Here is a 17,566-nt window from a genome sequence, read left to right on the forward strand (position 1 = left end):
GCGAAGGCCTGTTTGGGCTGCTCCGCGGCATGTCTCAAAAAATAGACAAGAGCACTCTACCGTCTTTGTCGAATGACGTTGGCGCTGTTTGGGATGCGCCGTCGTCCTGAGGAAGGCTATCAGACCGTGATAACCGCCGTCTCTGTTCCGACCAAGCCTCGCAAAAAACACGCCGGCGGCGCTTCGCTTGCGCGCACGTCCGATATTCTCCGCGCCGTCCTCTCGAACAACCCGAACGTCGAGACGTTCACGATCGGAAGCATCCTAGACGCGATCGGGGCGGACCGCGTCGAAGCCTCGATGATGCTGTTTTCGGTCCCAGCCGTCGTTCCGGTGACGGGCGCCCCGGCATTCTCCGGCGTCAGCTCGTGCGCGCTCGGAGGCCACTTCGTGAGCGGCCGGACGTCGCTCAAGGTTCCGAAGGTGATCTTGTCCAAGACGGTGCCCCGGCGTTCGCTGGCCGCGGCCGTGCATGCGCTGCTGCCGATCCTCGAACGGGCGGAAAAGCTCATGAAGCCGAGGCTGGCCTGGCTGGTCAGTCCTGTGGCGCGGCGACTGCTGGGCGTGCTGCTCTTCGTGCTGGCGGTGACGATCGCCTTCCCCGTAATTGGCCTCGACCCGCTGCACGGAACGTCGATCTTCATGATCTCGCTCGGGCTCGCCGAGAAGGACGGCCTCGCGGTCCTCATCGGCGCCGCGGTCGGGATCCTGTCTCTCGCGCTGATCGCCTCGGCCGGCTTGACGCTCAAGAGCCTTCGCGCCAAGGCCGCCAAACTCCTGAAGAAGCTCGTCCGGCGCCTCGGGCTGGACGCTCTCGCCTTTCACTGCGAACAGCGCGGCTGGAAACGGCTCGCGGACATTCTCCGCTTCCGCTGGGCGGACGTCCTGTTGATGTGGGATCCGGAAGGACGCAACGCCGCGCCCGAGACGCCCGCCGCTGAACGCTCCGGTAAGACCGCAGCGGCGCGGCGCGCCATCAGCTCAACCCAACCGCGGCCTGTGCGTCGCAGCGCCGAAATCGCTGTTGCGGCGTCCTCGAACACAAGGCGGTCGGCCACAAAATGAAGCGGCAGAAGATCTACGAGTTTCCCGTCGACAAGGTCCTGAACGCCGCGCGGCGTAAATCGATCGAACGGAACATCGAGAAGAACGCGTCGCTCGCTCCCAAAGACTTCGAATATGGCTGGGACGAAGAGAACGGGGATCTGCTTCACATCGTGATCGATCCTGTCGAAATCGAAGTCGAGTTCCAGCAGGATAAGGTGGAGCTGTTTGCGACAGCGCCGCTGTGGGCGCGGGTCGCTTTCACCGAGAAGAAGAAGGTCGAGCTCAGAAGCCTCGTCGAAACCGTGCTGGTCGACGCGAAGCTGATCTCGGCCCCGAAATAGCGCTCAGGTTCTGGCGGAGGGACCCGAGCCCGCGCCGGCGTTGACCGCCGTAAGCAGCAGCGCGTTCCGGGCGTCGTGCTCCGCCGTCAGCTGGCGCAGCCGGCGGGCGTGCCGCGCGTAGAGCAGCGCCGTTCCAAAATTTGACACCAGGCCGGCCTGAAGCCCGCCGAACCGGGCGAACAGCGCGCCCGCCACGCCGAGCAGGTTGAAGGCGTAGACGTTGCGATAATCGCTTGCGAGCGTGGCGCGATGGTTGCGCCCGACGTCTCGCAGCTCGAGCAGGCCGTTCAGACCGCCATGAAGCACGAGCACGTCCGCCCGGTCGTCGGGCGCTGACGCGAAACCGGCGATCGAGACCGACACCGCGCTCGATGACATGGCGGCCGCGGCGCCGGGCGCGGATCCGTCGCCGATCCAGACCGCCCTGCGGCCGAGGCCTCTGATCGCATCCGCCTTGCCGTTGTCGTCGAGATCGCCGAATGCGAGATCGACGCCGACGCTCTCGGCGCCCCTCTTCGCTTTTGTCTCGGCGCCGCCCGAGAGGAGGACAAAGCGCGCATGGGGGTTCTGCTTTCTGAGGGCGCTCACGACGTCGACGCCCGCCGCGGCGGTCACGCCTGCCGAAGTCTCGGCGTCCCGGCCGAGCCCAACGCTTTCATCGAATACGAACACATCGATATCGGCTATCTGGTCGAGCGCGCCAGGCTTGCGGAGCAACAGTCCGCGGTCGAGGGCTTCGACGAATCCGGTCAGCGCGGCGAGCTGGGCGCTCAGCCTCGGAGCGGTCGCATAGTCCGGCCTGATGATCGCCTGGGACGGCCGAAGCGTGCGCGTCGTGATCAGGCTGAGGGCGGCGAGCGCCAGGGCGGGCTTGGCGTTGCGGTTCGCGATCAGTTCGGCGCGGGCGGATGAGGGAAGTCCGCTGAAGCCTGCGTGCGGCAGGGCTCGGGAGATATGCGCGGCGGCAGTCGCCTCCCCAGCGCGCTCGACCCTGATCGTCAGCTCCCCGGCGACAACGAGCGACCCGGCGTGCACGGCGCCGCCAACCGCCACGTTGGACGCTTGCGTCGAGCCCGTCGCGAGCACGTCGGCGACAGCCGCGGCGCCCGCTGTCACGACGCCGTCGACGGGTGAGCGCTCTCCCCTTCGCACTATGACAAGCACGCCCGGTCGGAGGTCATCAACATGGATTTCTACGGAGAGCCCGTCGGGATGCGGGATGCGCGCCCATGACGGCCGGCGGCGGTGAGCGGCGAACAGCCGCCGCTGCCGCTCGACGATCGTCCGGCGCGCGAACTCCGGCCAGAACTGCATGAACGTCGTGATGATCGTGCCGCCGAGCGGCATTCCGCTCACCAGCATGAAGGCGAGACCGGTGGAATAGAGCGCGGGAAGACCGATCTGGCCATGGCGAAGCTGCCGCGCGGCGAGAATCACGTTCGGCGCGCCGAACAGAGCCACGCCGGCAACGGCGACCGGGCGGAGCGCCGGCGCGACCGTCTGGCCGACGGCCGCAAGTCCCAGCAGCGCGCCGGCGACGTAGAGCCGGCGCCGCGACGGCGGGCCCTCGAGCCCGCTCAGCACCTTGGGCCAGGCTCGTTCGAGTTCGCGCGCCAGACGAGCCGGCGTCTGGAGCCGAGAGTCGAAACGGATCGACGCCCCGGCCGTCAGGACGCTTGCCCGGAAGTCCTCGATCCCGGAGAGCCCGGCCAATTCCTCCTCCAGCCGGAAGACGACGTCCCTGCGTCCGCGAAGCGCGGGATGCGCGAACCTGATCTGATCGTCGGCCTCCATCCGCACGCGCCACGTCGAAAGCTCGTCGCCGACCCGGATGACGCGCAGCGGCCAGGCCGAAGGCGCGTCGAGGAAGAGGCCGGAGGCGTGGCGCGGCTGCGCAAGTGTCCCGCCGTCGAGGCCCGGGGCCGTGTCGTCCCCCCGCAGTGCGCGGCTCAGCCGTCGCCATATCGACGGCGCGTCTCGAGAAGCTGCGTATCGCACGCGCGCGAATGCGTTGCTTCTTCGCACCTCCACCGCCCGAACGTCGGGGACCGAAAAGGCCCTGTCCAGGAAATCACGAAGCTGCGGGCGGCGCGTTTCGTGGAACAGATCTTCGCTCCAGATCGACACGCCGTCTGATCCCGGGGCGATCCTTATGCGCGCGGCCTCAGTCATGCGTCAGCGACCCTGAAGTTCATGGGAGGCGCGATCGGCTGGCTGCCGACCGACGGCGCGGCCGCGCGCTGGCGGCGTCGCGACAGTCTGCGCCGCTGCCTCCGAGACCTTTCGGCAAAATGCGGAAACGCATCGTGCCTGCCGGTCGCGTGCGGAGCGGCGTCCCTCGGCGTAATCCGAGTAATCTACTAAATCAATTGATTTTATCAAAATATTCTTGACACTGCGGTGGACGCCTCGCACGTTGCCGGCGAGGATGGCCAAACGGCTGAACTTCGAGGTTTGCGACAATCGACCCAAGATTCGGTCGTATCCATCGAAGTCTCGAAGCCGGACTTGGCCGACCGATACCTGTCGACTCAATATAAGTGGAAACGTGCGTGTCCCAAAACGACAGCATCTTGGCGGCGAACGGATTGGCCATCCCGCTTGGCCAATCGACCGCAGGCAAGCCGAAGCCGCCTCGCTCGATTGTGCGCAGGAAAAGCGTGCTGCCGGGGTTTGGATTGGCGCTCGGCTTTAGCTGGTTCTATCTGACCCTGATGATCCTTCTGCCGCTCGCCGCGGTCGTGCTCTGGACCGCGTCGCTCGGGCCCGCGCGCATCCTTCAGATCGCGAGCGACCCGCGCATCTTCCTCGCGCTGAGGCTCAGCTTCGGCCTTTCGCTCGCAGCCGCGGCCGTCAACGCGGTGTTCGGTCTGCTGCTCGCCTGGACGCTGACGCGGTACGACTTCCCCGGCCGCCGGCTGGTCGACGCAGCGGTCGATCTGCCCTTCGCGCTCCCGACCGCGGTGGCGGGCATCGCGCTCGCGGCGATCTACGCCCCGAACGGCTGGGTCGGCTCGATCGTCCCGTTCAAGATCGCCTTCACGCCGCTCGGCATCTTCGTCGCGCTCGTGTTCATCGGGCTGCCCTTCGTCGTTCGCACGGTCCAGCCGGTGCTGAGCGACCTCGATCAGGGGCTCGAGGAGGCCGCGGCGACGCTTGGAGCCAATCGAGCGACGACGATCTTCAAGGTCGTGCTGCCGACGCTCACGCCGGCCCTGCTGACGGGTTTTGCGCTCGCTTTCGCGCGCGCAGTCGGCGAATACGGCTCGGTGATCTTCATCGCCGGCAACATCCCCTACGTCTCCGAGATCGCGCCGCTGCTGATCATCATGCGGCTTGAGGAGTTCGACTACGGCAGCGCGACCGCCGTCGCGACGATGATGCTGACCCTGTCGTTCGCCGTGCTGCTGTTCGTCAATCTCGTTGAAGCCTGGTCGCGGAAGAGGCTTGGTCATGCCTACTGATCTGGCGATTGCTGCGCTCTCGCCGGCGCGTCCAAAGCCGGCGCTTTTCACCTCGCCTGTCACCGAGGCGCCGATCACCCGCGCGCTTGTCATCGCGGTTTCGCTGGCGTTTCTCGCAGCCGTTCTGCTGCTGCCGCTTTTGGCGGTGTTCACCGAGGCCTTTCGCGGCGGCGTCGCGAAGTATTTCGAGAGCCTGGACGATCCCGACACCTGGTCGGCGATCAAGCTGACCCTGATCGTCACAGCCATCGCGGTCCCGCTCAACGTCGTCTTCGGCCTCGCCGCCTCCTGGGCGATCGCGAAGTTCGACTTCCGCGGGAAGAGCATCATGGTCACGCTGATCGATTTGCCGTTTTCGGTTTCGCCGGTCGTGTCGGGCATGTGCTACGTGCTGCTGTTCGGCGCGCAGGGCTATTTCGGAAAGTATCTGGACAGCATCAATCTCCAGATCATCTTCGCCACCCCGGGACTAGTGCTGGCGACGATCTTCGTCACCTTCCCGTTCGTCGCCCGCGAGCTGATCCCGCTGATGCAGGAACAAGGCTCGACCGAGGAGGAGGCTGCGCTTTCCCTTGGCGCGGGCGGCTGGCGCACTTTTTGGTCGGTGACGCTGCCCAACGTCCGCTGGGCGCTGCTTTACGGGGTGCTGCTGTCGAACGCCCGCGCGATGGGCGAGTTCGGCGCGGTGTCGGTCGTCTCCGGCCATCTCAGGGGGCTGACGAACACCGTCCCCCTGCAGGTCGAGATTCTTTACAACGACTACAACTTCGTCGCCGCCTTCGCCGTCGCGTCCGTGCTCGCGAGTCTCGGGCTGGTCACCCTCGTCATCAAATCTGGCCTTGAATGGCGCTTCGCCGACCAGCTTTCGGCCAGCCGCCGTCGTTGAAAGGACGCTTAAAATGGATCTCAAGATCCGGCACGTCCGGAAAGATTACGGCGTCTTCCCCGCGCTGAACGACGTCAGCCTCGATATCCGTTCCGGCGAGCTGGTCGCGCTACTCGGTCCCTCAGGTTCGGGCAAGACGACGCTGCTTCGCGCGATTGCAGGCCTTGAGACGATCGACGATGGCGAGATCCTGTTCGGTGACGAGGACGCGGTGGGCTGGTCAGTCCAGGAGCGCAATGTCGGGTTCGTCTTCCAGCATTACGCCCTTTTCAGGCACATGAAGGTGTTCGACAATATCGCGTTCGGCCTGCGGGTGCGCGACAGGTCGCGCCGACCAGCCGAGGCCGACATCCGGAAGAAGGTGACCGGGTTGCTCGAACTCGTGCAGCTTCCCGATCTCGCCAATCGCTATCCCGCGCAGCTCTCGGGCGGCCAGCGGCAGCGCGTCGCGCTCGCTCGCGCCCTCGCGATCGAGCCGCAGTTGCTCCTGCTCGACGAGCCGTTCGGCGCGCTCGACGCTCAGGTGCGCAAGGATCTCCGCCGCTGGCTGCGGCAGATCCACGACGAGACCGGCCACACCACCGTTTTCGTGACCCATGACCAGGAAGAGGCCCTCGAGCTCGCGGACCGGGTCGCCGTGCTGCACAAGGGCAAGCTTCAGCAGGTCGGCACGCCCGACGACATCTACGATCGCCCGGCCACGCCGTTCGTGTATTCGTTCATCGGGGATTCCAGCTCGTTGCCGATCCATGTGCGCAAGGGGGAGGCGCTCTTGGACCAGACGGTGATACCGGTGGGCTCCGTCTCCGGTCCCGATGGCGAAGCGCGTCTGCACATCCGGCCGCAGGACATTTCGCTGCAGGCGGTCGGTCAGGGCGTCCAGGGACGCATCGCGCTGCTTCGACGAAACGGCGCGTTCCGTCGGGCCGACATCGAAATCGGCGCCGATCGGACGCTGATCGAGGCTCAGATCCCGCCGCATCTCGAAGTTTCGGAAGGCGACCAGGTCGGAATCCACTTCGAGCGGTTCGCGATCTATCCGTCGGGAAGCCGACAGTCCATCTGACGAAAGAAGCGGTCATCGACAGACCGCTTCTTCATTTGAGCTTCGTTTCTGAAACCAGTGGCATTCAAGACGCGCCGGTGCGCAGGAACTCCAAGGCGGCGTTACCCGCGCTACGCCCGGTCTTGTTAAAACGACTTCACCAGCTTGTGCATCGCGTCGCTAAGCGCACGCGGCCTCCCAGTCTTTGTCCAGCCGAGCGCCGATCGGTAGCTGCCCAGAAGATCACGCGCGACAAGGCGGGGTTCATCGACCGCGACCGTCTCGTCCGCGTCGGGGGCGACATACAGCGCGTCTTCGGGGCAATAGGCCTCGCACATGAAGCAGGTCTGGCAGTCCGACTGCCGCGCGATCGTCGGGATTGAGGCCGGGACGGCGTCGAACACGTTGGTCGGGCATATCGCGACGCAGATGTTGCAGCCGGTGCAACGTTCCTCGCTGACGAGTTCGATCATGCGGCGACCTCTTCCGTCTGAGCGAGCGCCCCGCCGAAGCGCGTCTGGACCTCGTCGAGTCCACTCGTGAACAGATGACGCCGAAGGCTCTCGTCCGTGCCCGGCCGGTCTTCACGGCGGTGCATGCCGCGGGTTTCGTCGCGGGCGAGACCGCTGCGATACATCCACCGTGCGACGGCGGTCATCGCCGCCGCTTCTCGGGCGCGGACGACGTCCTCGCGCGACGCAGGAACGCCCCGCCGCATCGTCCGCCATTGCTCGTCGAGGCGCTCAAGCGCCAGCGTCAGTCGGTCCGGATGTCGGAAGTAGTTGGTCTGGAACGAGAAGGTCTGGGCCTGGACCGCATGGATCGCGGCGGCCGGATCGAACGCCGCGCCGCCGCCATCCGCAAGCGCCGCGCCTCCGGCCGCCTGCAGGTCGCCGGCTCTTGCGCGACCGCGGCTGAACTCCGCGGCTCCCGCGCCGGCCCACCGGCCGGACGAGATCGCCCAGGCCGCGTTGTGACTTCCCCCGCCCGTGAAGCCGCCGCAGATCAGCTCGCGGGTCGCGGCGTCGCCGGCGGCGTAAAGCCCGGGAACGGTGGTCGCGCAGGAGTCGTCGACGATCCGGAGGCCGCCGGTCCCGCGCACCGTTCCCTCAAGACGCAACGTGATGGCGAAGCGGTCATTGAACGGATCCAGCCCCCTGCGGTCGAATGGCAGGAAGAAGTTCGGCTGGGACGCGCGCATCGCCCGGCGGATCGACTCGTCGGCCTTGTCGAGCCGACCGAACACCGGGCCCTTCTCGAGGGCCCGTGCGATCACCGAACGACCGCCCTGCGAGGCGGCGCCGGGGATAGCGTCGCCCGCTTCGTCGGTGAACGTCGCCCATTTGTAGAATGCCGACTTCGTCACCGACGAGAACGCCGGCGACAGGCCGTAGGCGTTGGAGAATTCCATTCCGGAAAACTCCGCCCCGATCTCGGCCGCCATCAAGTGGCCGTCGCCGGTCAGGACGTTCGTTCCAAGCGCGCGGCTGAGGAACGCGCAGCCGCCGGTGGCGATCACGACGGCGCCTGCGCGCACGGTCCAGTCGTCGCCCTTCTGTCGGCGGACCCCGCGGGCGCCGGCGGCCGCGCCGTCCGGACCGACGAGGAGCTCAAGCGCCGGGCTGTGATCGAGAATCCGCACGCCGGCGCTCTTCGCGAGCTTGCGCATGAGGCGCATGTATTCCGGGCCTTGCAACGACACCCGGATCGAGGAGCCGGTCTCCTCGTCGCGCGGAAAGGGATAGCCGCGTTCGGCTAGCTCGTTCATGCCGTCGAAGGTCGCGTCAAGCACGCGGCGGGACCATCGGTCGTCGGCGAGGTGACCGCCGAGTGCGCGGCGGCTTTCGATCGCCGCCCGCCGCCGCGTCTCATCAGGCGGCACGTACCAGACCGAGGTGCCCGAAGGCGCGGTGGCGCCGGACGTGCCGCAAAACCCCTTGTCCGCAAGCACGACGGTCGCGCCGGCGCGCGCTGCTGCGACGGCCGCCCACGCGCCGGCGGGGCCGCCGCCGAGCACGAGGACGTCAGCGTCGAGTTCTACCGCGGCTGAAGGGGACGAACGTCCGGTGTCCTGCGCCATCTGGTTTCCTTGATTGTCTGGGTGAAGGCGAGACCTGCGGGCGCCGCGTTCGTTCGGGCGTCGGCGCCATGGTCTGACGGTTGCGCGAGGAGGCTTCGCTATCCGCCCGCTGCGCCGAACACGATGTCGCGCAGGCGCTCGGGGCGCGCGATCCGGATGCCTCGGGCGTCGATCGAGACCACGCCCTCCTTCTGGAAGCGCCTCAGCATCATCGTCACCCATTGACGCGTCGAGCCGACCATCGCCGCGATCTGGTCATGCGTGATCTTGCGCGGCACCATGATCGCCGCGCCGTCGGCCACGCCGGAGAGCTCGCCGAGATTGAGCAGGAACTGCGCGAGGCGCTCGATCACCGAGCGCGTGCCCAGCATCTGCGCCATCGCGGTGTAGCTTCGGCCTTTCGCGGCGAGTCCCTCGATCAGGCAGAGCGCGAAGTTCGGCAGCTGGGTTATGAGCTGAAGCAGCGCCGGGCCCGACAAGGCCAGGACGCGGCAGTCGTCCACCGCGGCGCCTGACCAGAGGTGGACGCCTTCGCCGGAGATCTGCGGACCGCCGATAAAATGGCCGGGGGTCCAGTAGGCGAGCGTGATCTCCCGCCCCGACGGCGCGCTGTAGAACACCCGCGCGCGGCCGTGCTCGATGATGAAGATGCCCTGGTGGCGGTCGCCCTGCGTGAATATCGCCTCGCCGGCCGGGATGGCGATCTCGCGGCCCGCCGCGCGTACGACGCCGCGCTCCTCGGGCGTCAGTCCATCCATGAAATGCGCGCCGTCGTCGAGCCCCGCCACGGTTTCGCTGAGGAACAGCGCCGTGTCTCCCGGCAGTCCTTGCGTCGCCGCTCCCAGGCGGGGCGTGTTCGCGGCCCGCTTCAAGCGAACGTCCTGTCCGGCGGGTTCAAACGACAGCATGCGACCTCAAGGCGATCCGAACGGCGCTGCCGGGCGCGAGCCCATAGACGCGGTAAAACTCCGCACTCTTAATACACAAAATCCATCGATTTAGAAATTAATGACGTTACAGCCTGTCGCAGGTCTTCTCAGGTAGCGCGCATCAACAGGGCGCTCGCATGACCCATCCGTCTCAAGCCGTTTCAGTCGAGCGCGTCGCGCCCGGCGCCGATCTCGCTCTTTCGACGGCGGCGGAGCTCGGCGCGTTGTTCGCGGCTGGAAAAGCGTCGCCGGTCGAGGCGCTTGCGGCAGTTTTGAAGCGGATCGAGCGGCTCGACCGCCACGTCAACGCCTTCGCGCTGCTCGACGCGGAGCGGGCTTATGCCGACGCGCGCGCATCGGAAGCGCGCTGGGCGCGCGGCGAGGCGCTCGGCGCCATCGATGGCGTGCCCACAGCGCTCAAGGATTTGATCGCCGCGAAGGATTGGCCGACCCTGCGCGGCAGCCGCGTCGTCGATCCTGACCAGCCGTGGGAAGAGGATTCGCCCGCCACTGCGCGCCTGCGCGAAGGCGGCGCGGTGCTGATCGGCAAGACGACGACCGCCGAGTTCGGGTGGACGGCGCTCGCCGACAGTCCGCTCACCGGCATCACGCGCAACCCGTGGGACCTGACCCGCACCGCCGGCGGCAGCAGCGGCGGCTCGGCGGCCGCTGCGGCGCTCAGCCTTGCGCCACTCCACGTCGCGACCGATGGCGGCGGCTCCACGCGTCTTCCCGCGTCGAATTCGGGCGCTTTTGGCTTCAAGCCGACCTTTGGGCGCGCGGCGGGATATCCGTCCGCTCATACCGGAACGCTGTTCCACATCACTCCGTTGACGCGCACGGTCGGGGACGCCGCTCTGCTGCTCGGCGTGATCGGCCGACCCGACCCGCGCGACTGGCATGCGCTGCCGGCTGCGCCGGAAAATTGGCTGAGCGATCTCGACGGAGGCGTGAGGGGACTGCGCATCGCGTTCAGTCCGGACCTCGGCTACGCCGATGTCGAACCTGAGGTCGCGACGGCGGTCGCAAGCGCCGTACGGACGTTCTCGGATCTCGGCGCCAAGGTCGAGCAGATCGATCTCGATCTCGACGACCCGCTGCCGATCTATCGCATGCTCGCCGACGCCGCGGTCGCACGGTTGTTCGCCAATTTTCCGGAGCAGCGCCGCGGCCTGGCCGACCCGGACTTCCAGAAGGTCGCCGAGCGCGGCCGGGAGATCGACGCCGTCGCCTATCTCGGCGCGGTCGAGGCGCGCGAGGCGCTCGGACGACGCTTCGCACTGTTGCATGAGCGCTTCGACCTGCTGCTGACGCCGACGACCGCGGTTCCCGCGATCGCGGCAGACCATGCGGCGATAACGGGCTCCCGCGGCGTCACGCCGTCGCCCTTCACCTATCCGTTCAACCTGACGCAGCAGCCGGCCGCGAGCGTTCCGGCAGGCCTCACGCGCGCGGGCCTTCCGGTCGGACTGCAGATCATCGGGCCCAAATACGCCGACGCCCGCGTGCTGCGCGCCGCTCGAGCCTTCGAGTCCGTCCGCCCGTTCGCCCGGCCGCGCGACCCTGCCTGATGCGCCTATCCCCCTATTCCCTATTCGCCCGCCAACGCGCGCGCCACGCCGGAGCACCTTCCATGACCCGCATTTCGATCCAGCCGCTGAAGCGGCTCGCGCAGGCCCTCGCGGGGGCCGCGCTGCTTTTCGGGCAGGCCTCTCCGGCCGCTGCACAGGCCGTCTCGATCGGCGAGGGCCTCGGCGCGACGTGGGGACAGTTCTACGTCGCCGACAGTCTGAAGCTCTGGCAGAAGCAAGGCCTCGAGCCCAAGGTCGTCAACTTCCCCTCCGGGCGCCTCGTGCTCGATGCGCTTGTCGGCGGGGGCGTCGCGTTCGGAACGGCCGCGGAGACGCCGGTGGTGTTCGCGGCCCTGAACGGCCTTCCCGTCCGCATCATCGGAACGCTGAACAGGCACGAGCCCTTCGATGTGGTCGCGACGACCGAGATCAAGACGATCGCGGATCTGAAGGGCAAGAAGGTCGGCTACGCACAGGGCACCAACGCGCACTACTATCTGTCGAAGGCGCTCGAGCAGGCGGGCCTGAAGTTCTCCGACGTGACCGCGGTGAGCCTGACGCCCACCGACTTTGTGGCCAGCCTCGTGAACGGGGCGCTCGATGCCTTCGTCTGGACCGAGCCGGTCATCACCAAGGCGCTGGCGGAGGGCAAGGGACGCTTCCACGCCATCAAGACGCCGGGGCTCTACACGACCTTCTCGTCGATCATCACGCTGCAGTCGACCATCGACAACAACCCGGAACTGCTGACGAAGGCGCTGAAAGCGCTTATCGAGGCGGACCAGGCCGTCAAGTCGAATCCGGACGCGGCCATCGCGATCGTGGCGGAGAAGATCAGACTCGATCCCGAGATCACCAAGGGCTTCTGGAACCGCTTCAACTACGACCTCGGCCTCGACAAGCCCGCGCTGGTGTCCGCACTGAAGGAACAGGCGCAGTGGGCCATCGACAATAAGCTGGTGCGCCCCGACGCGACGATCCCCGACTTCGACAAGGTCGTGGTCGGCGGGCTGTTCGACGCCGCCCGGGCCAAATGAGCGCGGCGTCTTCAGCGGCCGTGATTGAACGACCGACGCCGTCGGCGGCGGCGCAGGACCTTCCGGCTAGCGCTCTGATCCGGTGCGAGGCCGTCGGCCACGTCTATCGCTCAACGCTCGGCGACGAGACGCAGGCGCTCGCCAGCGTATCCCTTGCGGTCGCCGACGGCGAATTCCTCTGCCTGCTCGGCCCGAGCGGATGCGGGAAGACGACCCTGCTCAACATGATCGCCGGCTTCGTCACGCCGACGTCCGGGCGGATCGTCGTCGGCGGCCGGTCGGTCGAGGGCCCCAGCCCCGACCGCGGCCTGGTCTTTCAGGACTATTCGCTGTTCCCGTGGCTCACCGTCGCCGGCAACGTGGCCTTCGGGCCGCGGATGGCGGGCCAGAGCGCTGCGAACCGCAAGACGCTGACCGCCGAACTGCTCGAGCTGGTCGGGCTCGGCGCCGCCGCTGACCGCTACCCCTCCGAGCTCTCCGGCGGTATGCAGCAGCGGGTCGCGATCGCCCGGGCGCTTGCGACGGACCCAGCCGTGCTGCTGATGGACGAACCCTTTGCGGCGCTTGACGCCATGACCCGCGGCGCACTCCAGCGGCAGTTGCTCGAGATCCACGAACGCAAGCGCAAGACGATCGTGTTCGTGACCCACAACATCGCCGAAGCCATCGCGCTCGGAACCCGGATCGTGGTGCTGACTCCCCATCCCGGCAGGATCGCCGAGGATATCCGCGTGGACCTGCCGCGACCGCGCCGGCGCACCTCGAACGGCTTCAACACGCTTTATGAACGGCTCGCCGCCGCGATCGGCGTGGACATGGCGGACTGAGATGGCGCGTGTTTCTTTCGATCAGCCCGCGGTGCTGGGCGCGCTCGGCGCGGGCGGCTTCCTGCTCGCATGGGAGGCGCTGAGCCGCAGCGGCCTCGTCAGCCCGATCATGCTGCCGGCGCCGAGCGTCGTGCTTCAGTCCGGCGTCGCGCTGGTTCAGAGCGGCGAACTCGTCGACCACGTTCTCGCGAGCCTCTGGCGGGCCGCCCTCGGCTTCCTCGCCGGCGCGAGCCTAGGAATCGCGCTCGGCGTTGCGCTCGCGCGGTCCCCGCGGCTCCATGGCCTGCTCAACCCGCTTGTCCAGACCTTCCGGGCGATCCCGTCGCTCGCCTTCGTGCCGCTTGCGATCTTCTGGTTCGGCATCGGCGAGACTTCAAAGATCTTCCTCATCGCCTGGGGCGTGTTCTTCCCCGTCTGGGTCAACACATTCATCGGCGTGCGCGACGTCAGCCCGATCCTCGCGCGCGCCGGCGCGAGCCTCGGCGCCACGGGCTGGCGCATGCTCGCATTCGTCGTGCTGCCGGGCGCGCTGCCTTTCATCATCGCGGGTCTGAAGATCAGTCTGTCGATCGCGATGGTGTTGCTCGTGGCGGCGGAACTCGCGGGCGCGGTCTATGGCGTCGGCTACCTGATCCAGCTGTCCCAGCAGGTTTTCCGGGTGGACCAGATGTTCGTCGGCCTGGCGACGCTCGGCCTGATGGGCTTCGCGGCGGATCTTGCGTTCGACCGGGCGGTCCGCTGGCTGTTCCCATGGATCTGCGCCCGCGCCGGCGACGCGCGCCGGGACGCCGCGCTCCGCCGCGAACGGCGACGGGTCGGCGCGTGGACGCAGGAAAGCTTCACGCCATGACGGGTCTCGCCCGCTCTAAAACCCTGCCGGGCGACCTCGCGACGCGACCGCCCGGCTTAGCGTCGGCGCGGGCCGCTCTCACGAACGGCGCGTCGGTGGTCGATCTCGTCGGCGAAGGCTGGCGGCGCACGAATGCTGCGGCGCAGGACGGCGTCTTCATCGCAATCGCGGAGGAAACATCCGTCCTTGCAGAGGCGCGCCGCATCGACGAGCGCCGCGCCGGGGGCGTCTTCCTGCCGCTCGACGGGCTGACCTTTTCGGTCAAGGACAACGTCCATGTCGCGGGGTTTCCTACGACCGCGAGCTGCGAGGCGATCCGAATTCTGCCCGAGGAGAGCGCGTACGCCGTCGCCCGGTTGCAGGCGGCGGGCGCGGTGGTCGTGGCCAAGAACACGCTCGACCAGTTCGCGACAGGCCTGAACGGCACGCGCAGCGCCGAACCGCTGTGCCGGAACGCGGTCGACTCCGACTACATTCCCGGCGGATCGAGCTCAGGCTCCGCGGTGGCTGTCGCGCGCGGCCTGACGTCGTTCTCGATCGGCACCGACACTGGCGGCTCGGGACGCGTGCCGGCGGCCTGCAACGGGATCGTCGGAGTGAAGCCCACCCTCGGGCTCGTGAGTGGGCGCGGCCTGCTCTACAACAGTCGACTGTTCGACACGCTCTCGGTCTTCGCGCTCGACACGGCCGACGCCTACGAAATCCTCGCCGTCATGGCGGGCCACGACCCGCACGATCCGTACAGCCGGGAGGACGCCGACGCGGTTGAGACCCATGCTGTTTCCGCTGGACGGATGATCCTCGCGACGCCCCGGGCCGATCAGCTCTCATTCTTCGGCGACTCCCGCGCCGAAGCGGCGTTCGCTGCCGACCTCGCGGCGTTGCGCGCGGCGGGCTACACGCTCGAAGAGGTGGACTTCACGCCCTTCGAAGCGGCGGGAAAGCTTCTGTTCGATTCAGCCTTCATCGCCGAGCGGCTGATCGAGTACGGCGCGGTCATCGAGGCCTCGCCCGAGATGGTCCACCCCGCCGTGCGCGCCGCGATCGAACCGGGCGCGCGTTATTCCGCGCAGCAGGCCTTCGAGGCGATCTATAGGCTGGAAAGCCTCAAACGGCAGGTCGCCTGCGTGTTCCGCGAGCACGACGCGCTGGTCTTGCCGACGACACCGACGATCTTCACCATCGCTGAGATGCTGGCCGAACCGACGAGCCGCAACGCTGCGATGGGCCGCTACACCTACTTCGCCAACCCGCTCGACCTGTGCGCGGCGTCCGTTCCTGGAACGGGTCGCAGCGACGGTCTGCCGTCGGCGCTCAGCATTCTGGCGCGCGCGACCGGCGACGCCGTGGTCCACGGCGTCGCCCGGTCTTTCGAAGCTGCGGTCCGATCGCGCTTGACTGAGACAGGCCCGGATTGTGTTCGTGACAGACCCTTAGGCATCGTCCGGTGATCCATGAGCGCTGACTATCTCTGGTACATCCCGAACGACGTCGTCTCAGGCCATCGCGGCGACCCCATCGCGCCCAACCACAACTCCCTCGAGACGCTGACGAGCCAAGCCAGAGCGATCGAAGCGAATGGCTGGAAGGGCGCGCTGATCGGGACCGGTTGGGGCCGTCCGGACACGTTTACGCTCGCAGCCGCTCTCGCCGCGCGCACAACAACCTTCGAGCCGCTGATCGCGGTCCGGCCGGGCTATTGGCGTCCGGCGCATTTCGCCGCCGCGGCCGCCACTCTCGATCACCTCACCGGCGGGCGGGTCCGCGTCAACGTCGTGTCGGGCCAGGACGACTTTGAAGCCTACGGCGACAGCGAGGGCGACCAGTCGAACCGCTACGCGCGGGCGAAGGAGTTCATCCAGATCGTCCGCAAGCTCTGGACCGAGGAGAACGTCACCTATCAGGGCGAGCACTTCCAGGTCGCGAATTCGACCGTGGCGCCTCCCATCGCCGTTCGTGACGGACGGCGGCGGCCTAAGATCTATTTCGGCGGCGCGTCCGAGGCGGCGGAGCGCGTGTCGGTCACGGAGGCCGACGTCCAGCTGTTCTGGGGAGAGACGATTGGCGGCATCGGCGAACGGATCGATCGCCTGAAGTCCCTGGCCGCGGACCTGCGCGAAGACCTGCCGCCGCTCCAGTTCGGCCTGCGGATCACCACCTTCGTGCGGGACACCACGGAGCAGGCTTGGGCCGAGGCCGAAGAGAAGGTCGTCGAGATGGCGCGCGCCCACGGCCGCGGCTGGAACGATCATCGCCGCAAGGTCGCCGTCGGGCAGCAGAGGCTGCTCGATCTACATGAACGCGGCGACGTTCTCGACGACAATCTATACACGGCTCCGGGAAAGTTCGGAGGCGGCGGCGCCGCGACCACCTGGCTGGTCGGATCCGCAGAGGACGTCGCGCGCTCGCTCCGAAAATATCAGGAGCTCGGCGTGTCTCACTTCATCCTGTCGGATACCCCGTATCTGCGTGAGGTCGAGCGCCAGGGGAAGAACCTGCTGCCTCTGCTTTGATAAGACCACGACCACGAGCTACGCGCGCTGCCGGCGGCCTCTGCCAAGCCACGACGCCCGTCGTGCTCGCCAACGTGCTGAGCGCCGAACGTCGACGTCAAGGCGGTAAACGAAACGATCCGGCTCGACGACGCTGCATCACCCGCGTGTCGACCGGGGCGCTTGCGTCGTCGGCTTCCTATGCCGGGACGGCGGCGCACGACGCCTCCGACCGCATCATCTACAACGCGACGTCCCCGCGCTGCTGTTCGACCTAGATAGGATGAGTGCGGCCTATGCGGCCGTGCAGTTCGCACGCTCGAGAATGGAAAACCAAGCCAGCCTGACGACCGACAGGCGGGGGGCCTCCGGCATCTTCTCTCAACCCCGCGCTTGCGGGGTCGCGTCAGTGGCGGCAACCGATCGCCGCCACTGACGATGAAGGAGAAGGTCTCATGACGAACGCAACCTCGTCCGCATCCACCATCAAGCTAACCGACGCACAGCTCGTTCTGCTCTCGGCCGCCGCCCAGCGGGATGATAGCCTCGTCGTGCTGACCGACGCCCGTCCCTCGGTCGCGCGGACGATCGCGGCGCTGCTCCGGAGGCACCTGCCGATGGAGCTCGTCGTTCGGCGGAGGCAGCCGCACTGGCGGCAGGACGAGAATGGGAAGCCGTCGGGCTGAAGCTCACCAGGCTTGGCTATGCCGCGATCGGGGCCGATTACGAAGAGGCTGCGAAGGAGGAAGCTCCTCCTGTCCTCGCTCGGATTGACTCCATCCGCTCCGGCACCGAGCAGGCGATTGTTATTGATCTGCTGGCGCGGCCGGGCGGCGCAACGCTCAGCGGCCTGATCGACGCCACGGGCTGGCTGTGATCCGGCGTGGAATTTTGACCCCGTTGTGAGGGGGATCGGCGTCCAATTTTGCCCCCCGGGGCGTGCGTTGCGCATGCTGCCTGTCTTTGTCAGGGACGGGCGGCCGGGGGATGAAGGGCG

At 67.5% G+C, this 17,566-nt stretch carries 16 protein-coding genes; 12 read left to right on the forward strand and 4 right to left on the reverse strand.

Annotated elements, in window-relative coordinates; translation table 11 throughout:
- Positions 1 to 93 precede the first annotated feature (93 nt).
- A complete protein-coding gene (locus PKE75_RS13445) occupies positions 94 to 1,065 on the forward strand; it encodes an exopolysaccharide biosynthesis protein (protein ID WP_271169251.1) in 972 nt (323 codons plus the stop codon).
- The gene (locus PKE75_RS13450; RefSeq protein WP_271169252.1) at positions 1,062 to 1,388 is read left to right on the forward strand and encodes a hypothetical protein; all 327 of its coding nucleotides are present in this window, start codon (positions 1,062 to 1,064) and stop codon (positions 1,386 to 1,388) included. Before PKE75_RS13445 ends, PKE75_RS13450 begins: the two co-directional genes overlap by 4 nt.
- Before the next feature lie 3 nt (positions 1,389 to 1,391).
- On the opposite strand, the gene PKE75_RS13455 is transcribed toward PKE75_RS13450, so the two are convergent.
- A complete protein-coding gene (locus PKE75_RS13455) occupies positions 1,392 to 3,515 on the reverse strand; it encodes a P-type ATPase actuator domain-containing protein (protein WP_271169253.1) in 2,124 nt (707 codons plus the stop codon).
- Between the two features lie 467 nt (positions 3,516 to 3,982).
- On the opposite strand from PKE75_RS13455, the gene cysT reads away from it, so the two are divergent.
- The 3 genes from cysT to PKE75_RS13470 are packed head-to-tail and all read left to right on the forward strand — an operon-like array spanning position 3,983 to position 6,804.
- Positions 3,983 to 4,852, forward strand: coding sequence for a sulfate ABC transporter permease subunit CysT (gene cysT / locus PKE75_RS13460; RefSeq protein ID WP_428979143.1), 870 nt, complete (start codon positions 3,983 to 3,985; stop codon positions 4,850 to 4,852).
- Positions 4,842 to 5,738 (forward strand): sulfate ABC transporter permease subunit CysW, encoded by an 897-nt coding sequence (cysW, locus tag PKE75_RS13465; protein WP_271169254.1) that lies wholly within the window; start codon positions 4,842 to 4,844, stop codon positions 5,736 to 5,738. The genes cysT and cysW overlap by 11 nt, the downstream gene beginning before the upstream one ends.
- A 13-nt stretch (positions 5,739 to 5,751) precedes the next feature.
- Positions 5,752 to 6,804, forward strand: a complete 1,053-nt coding sequence (locus PKE75_RS13470) for a sulfate/molybdate ABC transporter ATP-binding protein (protein WP_271169255.1) — start codon at positions 5,752 to 5,754, stop codon at positions 6,802 to 6,804.
- A 125-nt stretch (positions 6,805 to 6,929) separates the two neighbouring features.
- Here PKE75_RS13470 and PKE75_RS13475 read toward each other — a convergent pair whose 3' ends face one another.
- From PKE75_RS13475 to PKE75_RS13485, 3 genes are all read right to left on the reverse strand, one after another.
- Positions 6,930 to 7,256 (reverse strand): 4Fe-4S binding protein, encoded by a 327-nt coding sequence (locus PKE75_RS13475; protein WP_271169256.1) that lies wholly within the window; start codon positions 7,254 to 7,256, stop codon positions 6,930 to 6,932.
- On the reverse strand, positions 7,253 to 8,863 hold the full coding sequence (locus PKE75_RS13480; protein WP_271169257.1) for an FAD-binding protein: 1,611 nt from the start codon (positions 8,861 to 8,863) through the stop codon (positions 7,253 to 7,255). Before PKE75_RS13480 ends, PKE75_RS13475 begins: the two co-directional genes overlap by 4 nt.
- A 98-nt stretch (positions 8,864 to 8,961) precedes the next feature.
- A complete protein-coding gene (locus PKE75_RS13485; RefSeq protein WP_271169258.1) occupies positions 8,962 to 9,735 on the reverse strand; it encodes a Crp/Fnr family transcriptional regulator in 774 nt (257 codons plus the stop codon).
- Positions 9,736 to 9,929: 194 nt separating this feature from the next.
- On the opposite strand from PKE75_RS13485, the gene PKE75_RS13490 reads away from it, so the two are divergent.
- From PKE75_RS13490 to PKE75_RS13520, 7 genes are all read left to right on the forward strand, one after another.
- Positions 9,930 to 11,363, forward strand: a complete 1,434-nt coding sequence (locus PKE75_RS13490; RefSeq protein WP_271169259.1) for an amidase — start codon at positions 9,930 to 9,932, stop codon at positions 11,361 to 11,363.
- A 62-nt stretch (positions 11,364 to 11,425) separates the two neighbouring features.
- Complete coding sequence (locus tag PKE75_RS13495; RefSeq protein WP_271169260.1) at positions 11,426 to 12,400, forward strand: ABC transporter substrate-binding protein; 975 nt, start codon at positions 11,426 to 11,428, stop codon at positions 12,398 to 12,400.
- Positions 12,397 to 13,227: an ABC transporter ATP-binding protein gene (locus PKE75_RS13500; protein ID WP_428979141.1), complete on the forward strand. Its 831-nt coding sequence runs from the start codon at positions 12,397 to 12,399 to the stop codon at positions 13,225 to 13,227. The genes PKE75_RS13495 and PKE75_RS13500 overlap by 4 nt, the downstream gene beginning before the upstream one ends.
- A 1-nt stretch (position 13,228) precedes the next feature.
- The gene (locus PKE75_RS13505) at positions 13,229 to 14,077 is read left to right on the forward strand and encodes an ABC transporter permease (RefSeq protein WP_271169262.1); all 849 of its coding nucleotides are present in this window, start codon (positions 13,229 to 13,231) and stop codon (positions 14,075 to 14,077) included.
- Positions 14,074 to 15,528, forward strand: coding sequence for an amidase family protein (locus PKE75_RS13510; protein WP_271169263.1), 1,455 nt, complete (start codon positions 14,074 to 14,076; stop codon positions 15,526 to 15,528). Before PKE75_RS13505 ends, PKE75_RS13510 begins: the two co-directional genes overlap by 4 nt.
- 3 nt (positions 15,529 to 15,531) lie before the next feature.
- Positions 15,532 to 16,590, forward strand: a complete 1,059-nt coding sequence (locus tag PKE75_RS13515; protein ID WP_271169264.1) for an LLM class flavin-dependent oxidoreductase — start codon at positions 15,532 to 15,534, stop codon at positions 16,588 to 16,590.
- Between the two features lie 434 nt (positions 16,591 to 17,024).
- Positions 17,025 to 17,255 (forward strand): hypothetical protein, encoded by a 231-nt coding sequence (locus tag PKE75_RS13520; protein ID WP_271169265.1) that lies wholly within the window; start codon positions 17,025 to 17,027, stop codon positions 17,253 to 17,255.
- Positions 17,256 to 17,566: the final 311 nt, after the last annotated feature.

It is taken from the genome of Hansschlegelia plantiphila, from assembly GCF_027922265.1.
GTDB lineage: Bacteria > Pseudomonadota > Alphaproteobacteria > Rhizobiales > Methylopilaceae > Methylopila > Methylopila plantiphila.